This window comes from Pedobacter sp. NO84 (assembly GCF_059703915.1).
Window position 1 is genome coordinate 3,914,308 of sequence record NZ_AP046575.1, and the last position, 13,795, is coordinate 3,928,102.

General features: G+C 37.7%; 15 protein-coding genes. 4 read left to right on the forward strand and 11 right to left on the reverse strand.

Annotation, left to right across the window (positions count from 1 at the left end; all coding sequences use genetic code 11):
* The first annotated feature begins 21 nt into the window (after positions 1-21).
* Complete coding sequence (locus AC6H0V_RS17295) at positions 22-1,014, forward strand: hypothetical protein (RefSeq protein ID WP_497561454.1); 993 nt, start codon at positions 22-24, stop codon at positions 1,012-1,014.
* A gap of 54 nt (positions 1,015-1,068) precedes the next feature.
* On the opposite strand, the gene AC6H0V_RS17300 is transcribed toward AC6H0V_RS17295, so the two are convergent.
* Both AC6H0V_RS17300 and gldB read right to left on the reverse strand, forming a co-directional pair.
* A complete protein-coding gene (locus AC6H0V_RS17300; protein ID WP_497561455.1) occupies positions 1,069-1,857 on the reverse strand; it encodes a patatin-like phospholipase family protein in 789 nt (262 codons plus the stop codon).
* Positions 1,858-1,931: 74 nt separating this feature from the next.
* On the reverse strand, positions 1,932-2,987 hold the full coding sequence (gene gldB / locus AC6H0V_RS17305) for a gliding motility lipoprotein GldB (RefSeq protein ID WP_497561456.1): 1,056 nt from the start codon (positions 2,985-2,987) through the stop codon (positions 1,932-1,934).
* An 87-nt stretch (positions 2,988-3,074) separates the two neighbouring features.
* Here gldB and AC6H0V_RS17310 point away from each other — a divergent pair, with 87 nt between their 5' ends.
* The gene (locus tag AC6H0V_RS17310) at positions 3,075-3,758 is read left to right on the forward strand and encodes a porin family protein (protein WP_497561457.1); all 684 of its coding nucleotides are present in this window, start codon (positions 3,075-3,077) and stop codon (positions 3,756-3,758) included.
* Positions 3,759-3,791: 33 nt separating this feature from the next.
* Positions 3,792-5,432 (forward strand): NAD+ synthase, encoded by a 1,641-nt coding sequence (locus AC6H0V_RS17315; RefSeq protein WP_497561458.1) that lies wholly within the window; start codon positions 3,792-3,794, stop codon positions 5,430-5,432.
* Between the two features lie 41 nt (positions 5,433-5,473).
* Here the strand turns inward: AC6H0V_RS17315 and lspA are convergent, their stop codons facing one another.
* The 4 genes from lspA to rsmI all read right to left on the reverse strand — a co-directional run bounded on the left by lspA (position 5,474) and on the right by rsmI (position 9,060).
* Positions 5,474-5,977: a signal peptidase II gene (lspA, locus tag AC6H0V_RS17320; protein WP_497561459.1), complete on the reverse strand. Its 504-nt coding sequence runs from the start codon at positions 5,975-5,977 to the stop codon at positions 5,474-5,476.
* 46 nt (positions 5,978-6,023) lie between these two features.
* Positions 6,024-7,628 carry an apolipoprotein N-acyltransferase gene (lnt, locus tag AC6H0V_RS17325; protein WP_497561460.1) on the reverse strand — a complete coding sequence of 535 codons (1,605 nt, stop codon included), beginning with the start codon at positions 7,626-7,628 and terminating at the stop codon, positions 6,024-6,026.
* 7 nt (positions 7,629-7,635) lie between these two features.
* A complete protein-coding gene (locus AC6H0V_RS17330) occupies positions 7,636-8,274 on the reverse strand; it encodes a PH domain-containing protein (protein ID WP_497561461.1) in 639 nt (212 codons plus the stop codon).
* Between the two features lie 66 nt (positions 8,275-8,340).
* Positions 8,341-9,060 (reverse strand): 16S rRNA (cytidine(1402)-2'-O)-methyltransferase, encoded by a 720-nt coding sequence (rsmI, locus tag AC6H0V_RS17335; RefSeq protein WP_497561462.1) that lies wholly within the window; start codon positions 9,058-9,060, stop codon positions 8,341-8,343.
* Positions 9,061-9,169: 109 nt separating this feature from the next.
* Between rsmI and serS the strand changes: the two genes are divergently transcribed.
* On the forward strand, positions 9,170-10,441 hold the full coding sequence (serS, locus tag AC6H0V_RS17340; protein WP_497561463.1) for a serine--tRNA ligase: 1,272 nt from the start codon (positions 9,170-9,172) through the stop codon (positions 10,439-10,441).
* Positions 10,442-10,550: 109 nt separating this feature from the next.
* Here the strand turns inward: serS and AC6H0V_RS17345 are convergent, their stop codons facing one another.
* The 5 genes from AC6H0V_RS17345 to AC6H0V_RS17365 all read right to left on the reverse strand — a co-directional run bounded on the left by AC6H0V_RS17345 (position 10,551) and on the right by AC6H0V_RS17365 (position 13,786).
* Positions 10,551-10,862 (reverse strand): hypothetical protein, encoded by a 312-nt coding sequence (locus tag AC6H0V_RS17345; RefSeq protein WP_497561464.1) that lies wholly within the window; start codon positions 10,860-10,862, stop codon positions 10,551-10,553.
* Positions 10,863-11,034: 172 nt separating this feature from the next.
* Positions 11,035-11,739 carry an SIMPL domain-containing protein gene (locus tag AC6H0V_RS17350; RefSeq protein WP_497561465.1) on the reverse strand — a complete coding sequence of 235 codons (705 nt, stop codon included), beginning with the start codon at positions 11,737-11,739 and terminating at the stop codon, positions 11,035-11,037.
* Between the two features lie 273 nt (positions 11,740-12,012).
* Entirely contained in the window at positions 12,013-12,708 is a 696-nt protein-coding gene (locus AC6H0V_RS17355) for a 3-keto-disaccharide hydrolase (RefSeq protein ID WP_497561466.1), read from the reverse strand.
* Between the two features lie 92 nt (positions 12,709-12,800).
* The gene (locus tag AC6H0V_RS17360; protein WP_497561467.1) at positions 12,801-13,403 is read right to left on the reverse strand and encodes a lipoprotein signal peptidase; all 603 of its coding nucleotides are present in this window, start codon (positions 13,401-13,403) and stop codon (positions 12,801-12,803) included.
* Positions 13,403-13,786: a TraR/DksA family transcriptional regulator gene (locus AC6H0V_RS17365; RefSeq protein ID WP_173271671.1), complete on the reverse strand. Its 384-nt coding sequence runs from the start codon at positions 13,784-13,786 to the stop codon at positions 13,403-13,405. The genes AC6H0V_RS17360 and AC6H0V_RS17365 overlap by 1 nt, the downstream gene beginning before the upstream one ends.
* Positions 13,787-13,795 lie beyond the last annotated feature (9 nt).

Here is a 13,795-nt window from a genome sequence, read left to right on the forward strand (position 1 = left end):
GGTATCAACAGCCTATAACCCATGAAAAAAATCATATCACTCGCATTAATGATGTTTTCTCTAACAGCTTATTCTCAAGTTGTTGACAGCGCCCCGAATGGAAATAAGAATTTTTTACCTGTTGAAGGGGGAATAATTAGAATGAAAATCGACACTAAAAGCCCCCTTCCAGAGTTAATTAATAAGCTAAATTCAGATTGGGTGTTTATTGAAACTGGAAAGGCGTATTGGATCGGATACACAACAGATATGTTTTCAATTGCCAGTCGTGGCGATAAAGCAATTCCAGAACTAATAAAGTTTTTTAAAACTACCAAAAGCAAAAAGGGTAAAATTGGTGCCATATATGTTTTACACCTGATTGGGATTGACGGCCAAATTGTAGGAAGATTTAGTGAGGATTTTAAGAACGAAAATGCAAGAAATGCTCTTTTGGGTTTACTCTCAGACAAAGAGTATGCTTATACTATAATGACTCTTTTGAGGAGAGACCCATGGAATTCTGACATTCCCAAACTTTTTGAAGCTATCAAAAATGAAAACGATACAGAAATTCTTTGGCCAATCATTAATTCTCTGGATTTATGCCAAATTAATGCCCTCCCAATAAGCAATAAAATACCCGAAAACATATCAAAACTGACAATCACTCTTAATGTAAAAAACGAAAATTCATTGGAAAAAGACTTCGACTTTAATGCCCAGATTAAAGAAGCATTGAAAATATTTGATCATACTTTTTCAGATATAGTTAAAGTAGAACATAAACTTTATAACGAAGAGCTTTCCCCATACTTTCAAACTAAGTTGGCAAGTAATTTGAGATTAGGAAGCTTTATAAGAAGCTTAGATATTGATCAACCTAATGGATTTGGTTATGATAGTATTGGTTGTAAACTCCAATATTATGTTGAAAACAATACGCTATATTTTATAACAATAAAAACAGCTCAACAAAGGCTCATTGGATGGTGGAACACATTATCTAATGAAGAAAAAGAAAAATTTCGATAAAATTTTGTTCTAGATAATCCAAGCGTAAAGTTATCTTGGTACCTTGATGATGTTTTATCTCAGCAGTTCCTGAAAAGTTTCACTATTCTTGATCGCCCTTAGTGCTTCTTCGTGTGCCAACCAATAAATGGTTTCTGCTTTTTTCATGTCAAATGTGCTAATTTCTCCCATCCCCTTCGGTTCTATCATGAGATCACAAAATTTAGCTTTTCGCTCCATATCATGATTGATGGACATGATACCCGCACGTTGCATTAAACTCGCTATTTTTGTGATTTTATCTACAGGTCTGAGGTGATTGCATGAAGAGCCGACAATATAATCACAATTGTTTAGGAGCGGTTCAACTGGGAAGTTATTTAAAATCCCTCCATCAACATACATATGGTTGTCTATCATGATCGGCTTAAAGATCCCAGGAATACAACTGGAAGCTAGGATAGCTCTAATCAATGGGCCCTTTGTAAAGTACACCAAATTTCCTTCGCTAAAATTAGTGGCACAAATGGTTAAAGGAACGTTTAGATCTTCGATCTTATCATGAGGAAAATATTCCATCAGGATTTGTCGGGTGTTCTCGATATTGATTAAACCTAACGAACCCAATGCAGGACGAATAAATCTTAACAACCTGGTTTTGATAAAGATATTTAATCCTTCTTCCGGATCAATGCCTGCTGCATAAAAAGCGCCGGCAATAGAACCCGCACTCGTACCACTTACATGACTAAACTGGATCCCCGCATTCATGAAAGCCTTTAGAATCCCTAAATGCGCAATCCCCCTAATTCCACCACCCGATAGAACAATGCCGATTTTTTTTGTCGTGAGTGATTGAGACATTTAATATTGTTTAATTGTTGAATTGTTCTTATGCTAACTGCCAACTGAAAGCTGCCCATTCCAAACTCAAATTGCTACTTTCCTTCTTTTGGTTTATACTTAGCTTGAGTTAAAATATATTGGGCATCTACGGTTTTCATCAATTGCTGAAGGGTAACTTTTGGGTTTTCTGCCATGTATTTTCTTACGATCTGCCACCCAAGCCATACCCCTAATTTTGGCGCCGACGATCCTCTTTCTCCAAGTTGGGGAGTAAAGGGCCCATCCGATAAATAGACCTGGATTTTTGGATAATCTGTTTCGTATAAGAGCTCATTTTCTAATAAATATCCCCAAATATTTCCTTCATATTGTTTGCACCAAGCCATTTGCTTACCAGTATAGCCGATTTTTAAGGTGTCAGCTGTGCTTTCTGGAAGAATTTGGTCCATAAAATATAAAATTTTACCATTGTAGATCATTTTTGCCAAGAGTGATCGGTCTTCATCGTGTTCTGGGAAAAGTTCTTCCCTCGCATACACTTCAGTAGTCCTAGGTACAATGTAGGGAGGTTCGAACCTTCTTGATTGATAAAGCGGAACACTTCTCACAATGGCACCATAAAACTTACTATTTTTTCCTAAAAACATGTCCAAACCAATGCCCATGTAATCGTTTCCAGTAGTTATTTGATAAGCAAAGCCCGATAGGAGAGAAATAAAATGGGGCACTTTTGCTTTTGGGTAATAATATTTAATGTATTTAAAACTTAGCGTTAACTCCTTTTCTACATTTTTTACATCTGGGAAAATACTGTCGACCTCGCTATTTAAATCGGTATAGGCTTTATCATTATATAGGGTAGTAAGCATTTCTGTCCCGCTTATGGATGGAGTACCAACCATTTTATGTACAAAATCGTCGTAAAAATAGCCGTACTTTTGGGCTAAAAACTGATCAGTAGCGATTACATTTTTATTTTTTCCATAATATAAGTCCTGATCGAAACGTTGGATTTTTATGTCTACCTTAATATGGTCAACATTAGGTTTGCTATCTTGGTTACAAGAAAAAATAACAGTTAACGATAGAAAAAAAAGATAAATTTGTGTCCGAGGCATCCTTTTTGAAAAATGTTTAATTTCGCTCATTGATCACAAATATAATGACAAGTAACATGAAGCATGCTGATTATTTATATCAAGGCTTTTATTTAACATAAACTTAACCATAAACTGATGAAAAAAACAGTAATCGCCCTACTAATCCTACTTTTTACCGCACGCGTATCAGCCCAAGAAACCCAGATTAGGAATTATGGATTTAAGCTTGGGCTAACTGCTGCTCCAAATTTCGGCTTTGGAAAGGTTGATGAAGGAAAAGGAAATGGTTTAGCATTAGGATTTTCTTATGGTTTAATCGGCGATTTTAATTTTGCGGAAAATTATGCTTTTTCGACTGGATTATTGATCACTACCATTAATTCTAAGATTACTAAATTATTTGATCAATCCTCATTAAGTTCGATGTTTCCCCCACCTGCACCATCGTATGTTGATTTGAATTATAAATATAAGATGCAATACATCGAAATCCCATTGACGATTAAATTAAAAACAGGCAATATTGAAGGCGTGCGTTGGTTTGGTCAGTTTGGCTTGTCTAATGGTATCCGTATAAGTGCTAAAGCTGATTTTGAGATGGCTGGAGGGCAAAGCCAGAATAACATGGATTTTTCTGATAATACCAGTATATATAGGGCCGGAATGATAATTGGTGGAGGAGGAGAATTTGAACTGAGTGGTAAAACCAGCCTCTTGCTTGGATTAACTTTAAATAACGGGTTCACCAATGTAAGTTCGTTAGATGGAGAAAAGATAAAAAATCATTACGTCGGCATAAATCTTGGCGTGTTTTTTTAATATCAACCATTTGAATTTATTAAGTTTGCATTAATGAAGATCGCACTTGCACAACTCAATTATCACATTGGTAATTTCGATTATAACACGCAGCATATCATCAAAAATATCGCTCTAGCTAAAGAAAAGGGTGCTGATCTTGTGGTATTTGCAGAATTAGCCATAAGTGGGTATCCGCCCCGCGACTTTCTGGAGTACACCGATTTTATATCGCTCTGCGATAACGCTGCAGCACAAATTGCTAAACATTGCATCGGCATTGCCTGTATTGTTGGCTTACCAATTAAAAATGAGGTGTTAAAAGGTAAAGATTTGTACAACGCAGCCTATTTCATTGCCGATGGGGAAATAAAAACAGTTACTAAAAAGGCGCTGTTACCAACTTATGATGTATTTGACGAGTATCGTTATTTTGAGCCCAACACTCAATTTGAATGCATAAATTTTAAAGGAAAAAAAATAGCATTAACTATTTGTGAGGATCTTTGGAACATTAATGATAACCCGTTATATGTTTCCTGCCCCATGGATACCCTGATCAAGGAATCGCCGGACTTGATGATCAATATTGCAGCTTCTCCATTTAATTATCGACATGATGAGGATAGGATACAGGTATTAGCTGATAATGCCAAAAATTACAAGTTGCCCTTGTTTTATGTTAATCAGGTTGGTGCCCAAACAGAAATTATCTTTGACGGAGGATCATTGGTTTTTGATGAAACAGGAAGTGTTAAAGCGGAGATGAAATACTTTGAAGAGGATCTGCAGGTATTTGACCTAGACGAAATACAGGAAGTAAGAAATAAGTATCCCGCCCCGGAAAGAGCAAGTGATATTAGTCAGATCCATGATGGATTAATTCTCGGCATAGAAGATTACTTCCGTAAATCTGGATTTAAAAAAGCGGTTTTAGGACTATCTGGCGGAATCGATTCGGCAATTGTATGTGCTTTGGCCTGCAGGGCTCTAGGAGCCGAAAATGTAATGGCCGTTTTGATGCCTTCTAAATACTCCTCGGATCATTCGATAAAAGACGCACTAGATCTGGTAAAAAACATTGGGTGTAAACACGAAATCATAGAAATTAAAGAGGCTGCAGATGCTTTTGATAGCATGTTGGCAAAACCTTTTGAGGGTTTATCCTTTAACTTAACCGAAGAGAACATCCAGGCCAGATGTAGAGGCATTGTGCTGATGGCAATGTCTAATAAGTTTGGTTACATTTTACTTAATACATCCAATAAGAGCGAATGTGCTGTGGGGTATGGCACTTTATACGGAGACATGTGCGGAGCAATTGGGGTAATAGGTGATGTGTATAAAACTCAAATCTTCCAATTGGCACGCTTCATAAATAAGGAGAAAGAAATTATCCCAGAAAATACCATTGTTAAACCCCCATCAGCAGAGTTAAGGCCCGGGCAAAAAGATTCTGATTCTTTGCCCGACTATGATACGCTTGATCAGATTCTGTTTCAACATATTGAACTGCAGAAAGGTTCAGAAGCTATTGTGGCTACCGGATTTGAGGAGGCATTGGTTAAGCGCATCCTAAAAATGGTAAACCTTGCAGAGTTTAAGCGCTACCAGACCCCACCAATACTTAGGGTTTCTCCAAAAGCTTTTGGCATGGGCCGAAGAATGCCTATTGTAGGAAAATACATGGAGTAGAAAGAAGTCAGTAGTCTTCAGTTTGGGGTTCTCAGTCGGATTTAGATGGAAGATTTTACTAGTTTATATTTCATAGAAAAGACAAGTAGAATTCCGATACCAATCATGATAGAAACATCTGCCAGATTAAATATTCCGGTTCTGAAGATGCCAAAATCCATATGCATAAAATCGGTTACGGATCCATATACCAAGCGATCATAGACATTACCAATTCCCCCACCTATTAAAAAACATAATCCAATTTGGATTGGTTTAGGTAAATTTACCTTATACAGGAGATAAAATAGTCCATATCCTAAAACTAATAAGGGTAAAATGCTTAGCAGGATAAAACGAACGGCATTAGGCAGATTATCGCCAGCACTTAGAAATGCTCCTGTGTTCTCTACTTTAGTAAGAATAAAGTGGTTTTTGATGACGTTGATACTCTCATCATAACCGATCTTGTTTCTTACAATGCTTTTTGAGACCTGATCGCATCCAATATTAAATGAAACCATCGTCAATAATAAAATCAATCTAATAGCACTTTTCTTTTTCATAATATGTAGCTTAAAAGTATTTTGTGATATAAAATAGAGACCGAAATTATTTTATCCATTTTTTATAAGGAATAATTAAGGCAAGCAATATAGCAAGAACTACCGCTATCTTAGCCACTAGATCTCCATAATTAACATATACCGTACGTTCATCATTCAAATTAATATCTGCTTTTAAGGCTGTTCTTGTCCACCATGCTGATTTTTTTACTACATCCCCACGTTGATTAATAAAGCCAGAGATCCCTGTGTTTGCCGACCTTACCACCCATCTCCGCGTTTCTATCGCCCTTAACTTGGCATAGAGCAGATGCTGATCCTTTCCGGAGGTATTTCCCCACCAGCCATCATTGGTGATAATAGCGATAAACTGGGCTCCATTCTTAACCGATTCTCCGATCCAGTTGCCCCAGATCGATTCGTAACAAATTACGGGAGCTACGCCAACGCCACCTTGCGAATAGAAAACGCCAGGGTGGTCTTGCCAGCCATATCCTGATACACTACCTCCCAACCCCTCAAATACAGGGGACATAAATGATGTTATTTTTGGGAACGGTAATTTTTCTGGTCCTGGAACTAATTTTGATTTGTGGTAAAACTGAACTTTTGCAGAATTTTCTATGAGTATCGCTGCATTAAAACGGTCATAGTAGAATCCATTATTGTGTTTTACGGAAGAAATAGTGTTTTTGTAGTTATACCACTTGATAGTTTCAGCACCGGTAAGTAGAGAACCATTCTTATATTTTTCAATAAATTTCTGCGCTTGTAAAAAAAAATAATCTTCGCGAACTCTATCTTCATCTACCATAGCAGGAATTGCCGTTTCTGGCCAAATAAAGAATTCTGTATTTATTTGGCCAACAGAATCTGAAAGGTATTTAACTATATGAAATTGTTCTTGAGGAGAAATACTTCCAAATTTTCCATAAGGATCTATGTTGGGCTGAACTACTACGACATTAACGGGTACCGATTTTTCTTCATAGTTGAAATAAAGAAACAGGGAAAGACCCATGGGCAATACAGTTACGAGTAACCAGTAGGCTGTTGGCTTCAATAATTGAGGAGATTTGTGCATCCATGCTTTATAAGCCTCAAAGGCCAGGATATTACTTACTAAGATCCATAGCGAACCGCCGTAAACGCCAGTATATTCATACCATTGGACCAATTGGTGCATTTCTGCAAAGCCGTTCCCCAAGGTCATCCAAGGAAAAGCAAGGTCCCAGCTCTGATGGAGAAATTCCATGGAGATATAGAAACAGATAAGACCTAAATAAGCAATTTTCGCATTTACCTTCGTTCGTAACTGATAATAGAGCCAAAACGCAAACGTCATTAACAGAGCCCCCAACCCATAGGGGATAAGAGACACGAAGAAAGAAACTATTGGGCCATTAAAAGCACTGATAGCATTGTAAACCCAGTAGATACAGGCGGTATTCCATACCAAGAAAGTTAATCCTGCAGTTAAAAATACACGCTTACCCGTTTTTTTTTCTTTTTTAGCGATGAGTTGATCTAAAGCTACAAATAAAGGCACAAGTCCAACTAGCATTAAAGGGGCAAGCCAAGGGTGTGGAGGCCAAGCCAACCACATTAAAAATGAGCTAAATAACGCTAGGAGATAGGTTTTTTTAAACATCAGGCAATTATAAGCTATCCAAAATTGCTGATTTTTTACTTTCGTACTCTTCTCTTGTAATCAGTTGTTTATCATACAAGGTTTTTAGCTTTCTTAATTTCATTGTGGTTTCATCTTCAACTTCTTCAATTTGTTGAGGAGCTATAACTACCGCTTCTTCGATCGGTAGTTCGAATACGGGTTGCGTATCGGTAGGTACGTTGATTGCAGAAGCTGAAGCGCGGTTTTCTTCCAATTTTTGCTGTCTAAGTAATTCTTTGAAGGCGTCGAGTTGTTCGTTTGCAGCCTGATGTAATTTCCTGGCCTGTATTTTAGGAATAAACTCGGTTACAATGTTTTCGCCATGCTGCGGCACACAGATAAATTTCGAACCAAAAAATTCTTCTTTAAACGAAACCTCTTTAATATTTTTCCACGAGATATCCTTGAAATTCATGGTTAAGCCTAAATTTCCTGGTTCACAATAAAAAATACGTTTATTGCTAATGGCAATACTATCGGGCAAAAGATTAACTGCAGGTTTTTTTTGTACTGCTAGATACAACAATTCTTCACCTGTGGTTAATAAATCATTCAATTTCCCAATTACTTTTTCAACAGCTTTTGGGTCTTGCTCGTCGCTTAAAAATCTATCTATTGAGTTCATATTTTTTTGCATAGGGCATAGTGCATGGAGCTTAGTCTCATGTACGATGCTATAATTATACTTATTTTAAATACTTCGTTTTGTTTGTTCCTTGCGCCTTGCGCCTTGCTCTTTGCTCCTTCCAGCCACACAAATTACGAATTCTCCCTTTAAAATATTGTTTTCGAAATGTGATTTTATTTCTAAAATGGTTCCCCGAATGGTTTCTTCGTAAATTTTTGTTATTTCTCTGCTTACGGAGGCTTGCCTCTCTTCGCCAAGATATTCGGCAAACTCGGTTAGTGTTTTTAATAATCGGTGCGGACTTTCATAAAAAATCATTGTTCGTTCTTCGGTTGCCAAAAGTTTCAAACGCGTTTGACGGCCTTTTTTTACGGGCAAAAATCCTTCAAAAACGAATTGATCGCTTGGCAATCCAGAATTAACCAAAGCCGGCACAAATGCGGTGGCCCCTGGAAGGCAATTTACTTCGATCTCTTGTTTAATGGCTTCCCTCACTAAAAAAAAGCCTGGATCTGAAATAGCAGGGGTGCCGGCATCGGATATTAATGCTACATTTTGCCCCTGTTTCAAGAATTTTATGATTTCGGAAGTAGCTTTATGCTCATTATGTTGATGATGGGAGTACGCTTTTTTATCGATGCCAAAATGTTTCAATAGTGGTGCACTTGTGCGCGTATCCTCTGCCAGTATTACATCGGCCTCTTTTAATATACGAATTGCCCTAAAGGTCATGTCCTCTAAATTACCAATGGGGGTGGGTACGAGATATAGTTTACCAGTCATGCGTTTTGGGTTGAGCGTTTTGCGTTAAGCGATAATTTAACGTTTAGTTTTTTCTAAACGCCATACGCCAAACGCGAAACTCTTCTATCTTTGTAAAAAAAATACAATAATGCTGCAAGTTAACTATATCCGTGAAAATAGAGAGAAAGTTTTAGAACGCTTAAGTGTGCGTAATTTTAAACAGCCGGAACTGGTAGACCAGATTATCTCCATTGATGAAGACCGTCGCCAAACTCAAACTACCTTGGATAGCCTTTCTGCAGAAGCAAATAGTGCAGCGAAGCAGATTGGCGAATTAATGCGAAATGGTAAAAAGGAAGAGGCAGAAACTGTAAAAACTAAAACAGCAGCACATAAAGAGCAGATTAAAAATCTAACAGAAAAGTTAACTGATTTGGAAACAGCCCAGCATAACTTAGTTGTGCAGCTTCCAAATTTGCCTTATTCTTTGGTTAAAATAGGTTCCACCCCCGAAGAAAATGAAATTGTGCTTACTCATGGCGAGCCTGCCCAATTAGCATCAGATGCAAAGCCACACTGGGAATTGGCTACGAAATACGATATTATAGATTTCGAATTAGGCGTTAAAATTACGGGTGCCGGATTTCCGGTTTATAAGGGAAAAGGAGCGAAATTACAACGGGCCCTGATTAATTTCTTTCTAGATCAGGCCACAGCAATGGGATATAAAGAAATGCAGGTGCCACATATGGTTAATGCGGCTTCGGGATTTGGTACCGGTCAATTGCCTGATAAAGAGGGGCAAATGTACCATTCAACGATTGATGATTTGTATCTGATCCCTACCGCAGAAGTACCGGTTACGAATTTGTACCGAGATGTGATTTTGAAGGAGGAGGAACTTCCCATCAAAAATACCGCTTATACCCCATGTTTTCGCAGGGAAGCAGGGTCTTATGGTGCCCATGTTCGTGGTTTAAACCGTTTACATCAGTTTGATAAAGTTGAGGTTGTACAAATTGCACATCCCGATAAATCATATCAGATCTTAGAAGAAATGAGCACCTATGTGCAGTCGTTATTAGAGAAATTAGGCTTGCATTATCGTGTATTACGGTTGTGTGGGGGCGATATGGGTTTTACATCAGCGATGACTTATGATATGGAGGTATGGAGTGCTGCACAGCAACGTTGGTTAGAAGTTTCTTCAGTTTCCAATTTCGAAACTTACCAGAGCAACCGATTAAAATTACGTTTCAAAGGTAAGGAAGGAAAAGCACAATTGGCCCATACATTAAATGGAAGTGCATTAGCGTTGCCAAGGATTGTAGCCTCAATTTTAGAGAATTATCAAACCGAAAAAGGAATTGTAATTCCCGAGGTGCTTAGAAATTATACAGGATTCGACATTATCGATTAGCGGAGGGCGTTTGGCGCAAACCGGGCAAAACGCTTACCGCCTACCGCAAACGAAAAGGTCCCATAGCATTTGCTATAGGACCTTTTCTATATAATAGGATTGTGTTTTTCTATAAAATTAAGATCAACAATAAGATGATGATGATAATGGCACCAACTGAAAGGTAAACACCTCCAGACATGGCACGAGCCTTATCTTTCATTTCTCTTAACTCAGCACGTAAAGCTTTCTTTTCGACTCTGGTTAAGTTAGATTTATCCATTTTACGGATTTCTTCTACCCTGTTTTTAATTTGTTCAAACTGTGCTTTTTGCTCAGTGGTCATCTCTGTTTTTGTTTCTTTATTATCCGCTGCAGAAACAGTATTGGTACTAATTGCCAAAGTGAAAACTAGCACTAGAGCGTAAATGAATTTTTTCATAATGTTTAAATTTTAAGGTTATCGATGGTTATATAACAAAAAACCTACCAAAATGATTTGATAGGTTTTAATTTTTTTTCAATGCTCCTTATTATAAATTAACCGCCTTTCTTTAAAAGCATTTAATCGGATCCTTCGGTTATTCTCAATAGTTGTATACAGAACTGGTCGATTACTTTATCTCAAAAACTGTATTTACTACAAAACTGAGTTTTATCTTTTTGAAGTCTAGGTCTACTGATGCTTCCGCAGTATCTCCCGCTTTCATATACATCACCGAATTTGCGGTCCGGTACATAGGTTGTGGATAAGCGTTATTTTCTATATCCTGGATATCAAGTACGCTCCCTAATTTGTCGCCTAAAGCTTCAACCATGTAGGTTGCTTTTTCTTTGGCAGCCAACAACGCTTTAATTTTAAGCTCTTTTTTAAGGCTTGCCATTTTAGAGTAATCATAGCTTTCTATATTGGTTGAGGCAATGCCTTTAGGATCGATGGCACCAATAATATCGTTCCATTTGTTAAGATCACTAACCTTTAAACGATATTGTTTGCTTGCTAAAAAGTCTGGATTTTTCTTTTTTTCAGTGGCATAACTGTAGCTGGCAACATTATTAACCATTAGGTCTTCTTTGGCAATTCCCGCTTTTATCACGGCATTATACAGTTGATTTTCTAATTCGGTAATTTCTACCCTTTTTTTGCTATTGTTATCTTTCAAATATTCCTTTAATGAAATACTAAGGTAAATAATGTCTGGTGTAACCTCGGTTTCGGCTGTTCCGCTAACGTTTATCTTCTTTCTTAAATCTACTTGCTGTGCCATTGCACTTATACTAAAGAAGGCAATAATGGCTAATAATGTTATTTTTTTCATTTTATTTTAATTGTTGTGTGTATACCAATCAGATGTAAAAATCGTACCAATTCCACAGATTTGGCTAAACTGTTTTATGTTAAAGAGTGTTAAATGGACAATAAAACTCAGAGCATCAAAAAGTTATGCGGGTTATTATTTTTTTAAAGACCTACCTCGTAGGTTCTACAGAACCTACGAGGTAGGCACGACGTTAGGTAGCATATCTCGCAGGAGCTAAATTTTTGCCTTCGTAACTTGGAGGTTAATTAATGGAGAACCGAAACTGTTAACTTATTTCTTGCTCAATTTCTTAATCGGTTTAATCATTAGTGTTCTAAATTCAACTTCAGCACCTTCGGCCTGCAAAGCGATCTGTCCTTTATTTGCGGTGCAATTTGTGCCTTCATTTACCAGCACTCCATTTACCCAAACCTTCACTGAATTTTTATAGCATTCTATAACCATGGTATTCCACTGGCCCAATGGTTTTTCACTATCATCCGTTAAGTTTTTGATTCTTCTTGCGGCTTTTCCGTTTACTCCCCATGTTTCTTTGGGCCCGCGACGAGCCACCATATCGGGAACTGTAATATCTTCTTCAATACACCAAAAATCTCCTGCATCTTGGTGTTGCATCTGTACTTCCAAAGATTTTGGGAACATATCATAAAGTACTCTTGGTGTTGATACATGTACCAACACGCCGCAATTTCCGGGTTTGCCAGCAAAGCGATAAGATACTTCTAATCGGTAGTTTTGGTAAACCGCATCGGTTATTAAATGCCCTCTAGGATCGCCCATGCTAACCAGTTGGCCATTGCGCACTATAAAAGAAGGAGGAATGTTTGGGTCTTTGTCTTTTGCTGGAACATCGGCATGCCAACCTGCAAGAGAAATGCCATCGAAAAGGCTTTTTTGTTGGGCTACCACTAATTTTGCTGAAAACAGACTAACGACGAGCAATACAAGACATACATTAGATTTCATGAATTTAGGTTTGGTCTGTCCCAAATATAATCATCTTAAAACAAAAAAGCCACCCAGTAAACTAGATGGCTTTAAATATAGATTGTTTGGATTTAATCTTCAACAGTTTCGTTGTTTATCCCGATTTCATCTTTTACTTCTTCCTTGAAATAGCGTTTCTGGAAAACGAGAATGGCGATCACACCCACGGAAATAGCTGCATCCGCCAGGTTAAATACCGGGCGGAAAAATTCAAAAGGTTCATTGCCCCATAGTGGAAACCAAGAGGGGAAGGTGCCTTTTATTATTGGGAAATACAGCATATCTACTACACGGCCATGGAATAGAGTCTCATATTTATAAATAACCCCATAAAATACCGAATCGATAATGTTTCCCACTGCGCCAGCAAAAATCAGGGCCACATTTAAGATCAGTCCCCTGTGATATTTGCGCCTAATAAGGTAATGCAGTCCAAAACCAATCCCCGCCACTGCAGCAACCCTAAATAACGATAGCGCCAGTTTGCCAAATTCACCACCAAATTCCAATCCAAATGCCATCCCATTATTTTCGGTGAAATGGATAATGAACCAGTCGCCTAAAATTTTAAATTCCTGACCTAAAACCATATGGGTTTTGATCCAGGTCTTCAAAACCTGATCGGCAATCAGTACCAAAAATATAAGTATTAAGGGTTTAGTATAGCCTTTCATTAACCTTGTTTCAATTTAGCTTCCATACTTAATGTGGCATGTGGAACTGCACGTAAGCGTTCTTTTTGGATCAATTTTCCAGTTTCTCTGCAAATACCGTAAGTTTTATTTTCAATACGTACCAAAGCGGCTTCTAAGTTGTCTATAAACTTTTTCTGACGGGCCGCTAACTGATTAATCTGTTCTTTTTCTAATGTTGCAGAACCGTCTTCCAATGTTTTGTAGGCCCCAGAAGTATCTTCGGTTCCATGAGAATTAGGGTTGCTTAACGAAGAGGTAAGTGAAAGAAATTCTTCCCTTGAACTTTTTAGTTTTCCTTGGATCAGCTCTTTAAACTCTTGTAGTTCGCTATCGGAATAGCGGGTTTTTTCAGTTTTTTCCATTTATGTAAA

Bases quoted from the DNA above. Each gene is read 5' to 3' on its own strand.
- AC6H0V_RS17295 (WP_497561454.1), top strand. From the start codon at position 22: ATGAAAAAAATCATATCACTCGCATTAATGATGTTTTCTCTAACAGCT.
- AC6H0V_RS17300 (WP_497561455.1), bottom strand. From the start codon at position 1,857: ATGTCTCAATCACTCACGACAAAAAAAATCGGCATTGTTCTATCGGGT.
- gldB (WP_497561456.1), bottom strand. From the start codon at position 2,987: ATGAGCGAAATTAAACATTTTTCAAAAAGGATGCCTCGGACACAAATT.
- AC6H0V_RS17310 (WP_497561457.1), top strand. From the start codon at position 3,075: ATGAAAAAAACAGTAATCGCCCTACTAATCCTACTTTTTACCGCACGC.
- AC6H0V_RS17315 (WP_497561458.1), top strand. From the start codon at position 3,792: ATGAAGATCGCACTTGCACAACTCAATTATCACATTGGTAATTTCGAT.
- lspA (WP_497561459.1), bottom strand. From the start codon at position 5,977: ATGAAAAAGAAAAGTGCTATTAGATTGATTTTATTATTGACGATGGTT.
- lnt (WP_497561460.1), bottom strand. From the start codon at position 7,628: ATGTTTAAAAAAACCTATCTCCTAGCGTTATTTAGCTCATTTTTAATG.
- AC6H0V_RS17330 (WP_497561461.1), bottom strand. From the start codon at position 8,274: ATGAACTCAATAGATAGATTTTTAAGCGACGAGCAAGACCCAAAAGCT.
- rsmI (WP_497561462.1), bottom strand. From the start codon at position 9,060: ATGACTGGTAAACTATATCTCGTACCCACCCCCATTGGTAATTTAGAG.
- serS (WP_497561463.1), top strand. From the start codon at position 9,170: ATGCTGCAAGTTAACTATATCCGTGAAAATAGAGAGAAAGTTTTAGAA.
- AC6H0V_RS17345 (WP_497561464.1), bottom strand. From the start codon at position 10,862: ATGAAAAAATTCATTTACGCTCTAGTGCTAGTTTTCACTTTGGCAATT.
- AC6H0V_RS17350 (WP_497561465.1), bottom strand. From the start codon at position 11,739: ATGAAAAAAATAACATTATTAGCCATTATTGCCTTCTTTAGTATAAGT.
- AC6H0V_RS17355 (WP_497561466.1), bottom strand. From the start codon at position 12,708: ATGAAATCTAATGTATGTCTTGTATTGCTCGTCGTTAGTCTGTTTTCA.
- AC6H0V_RS17360 (WP_497561467.1), bottom strand. From the start codon at position 13,403: ATGAAAGGCTATACTAAACCCTTAATACTTATATTTTTGGTACTGATT.
- AC6H0V_RS17365 (WP_173271671.1), bottom strand. From the start codon at position 13,786: ATGGAAAAAACTGAAAAAACCCGCTATTCCGATAGCGAACTACAAGAG.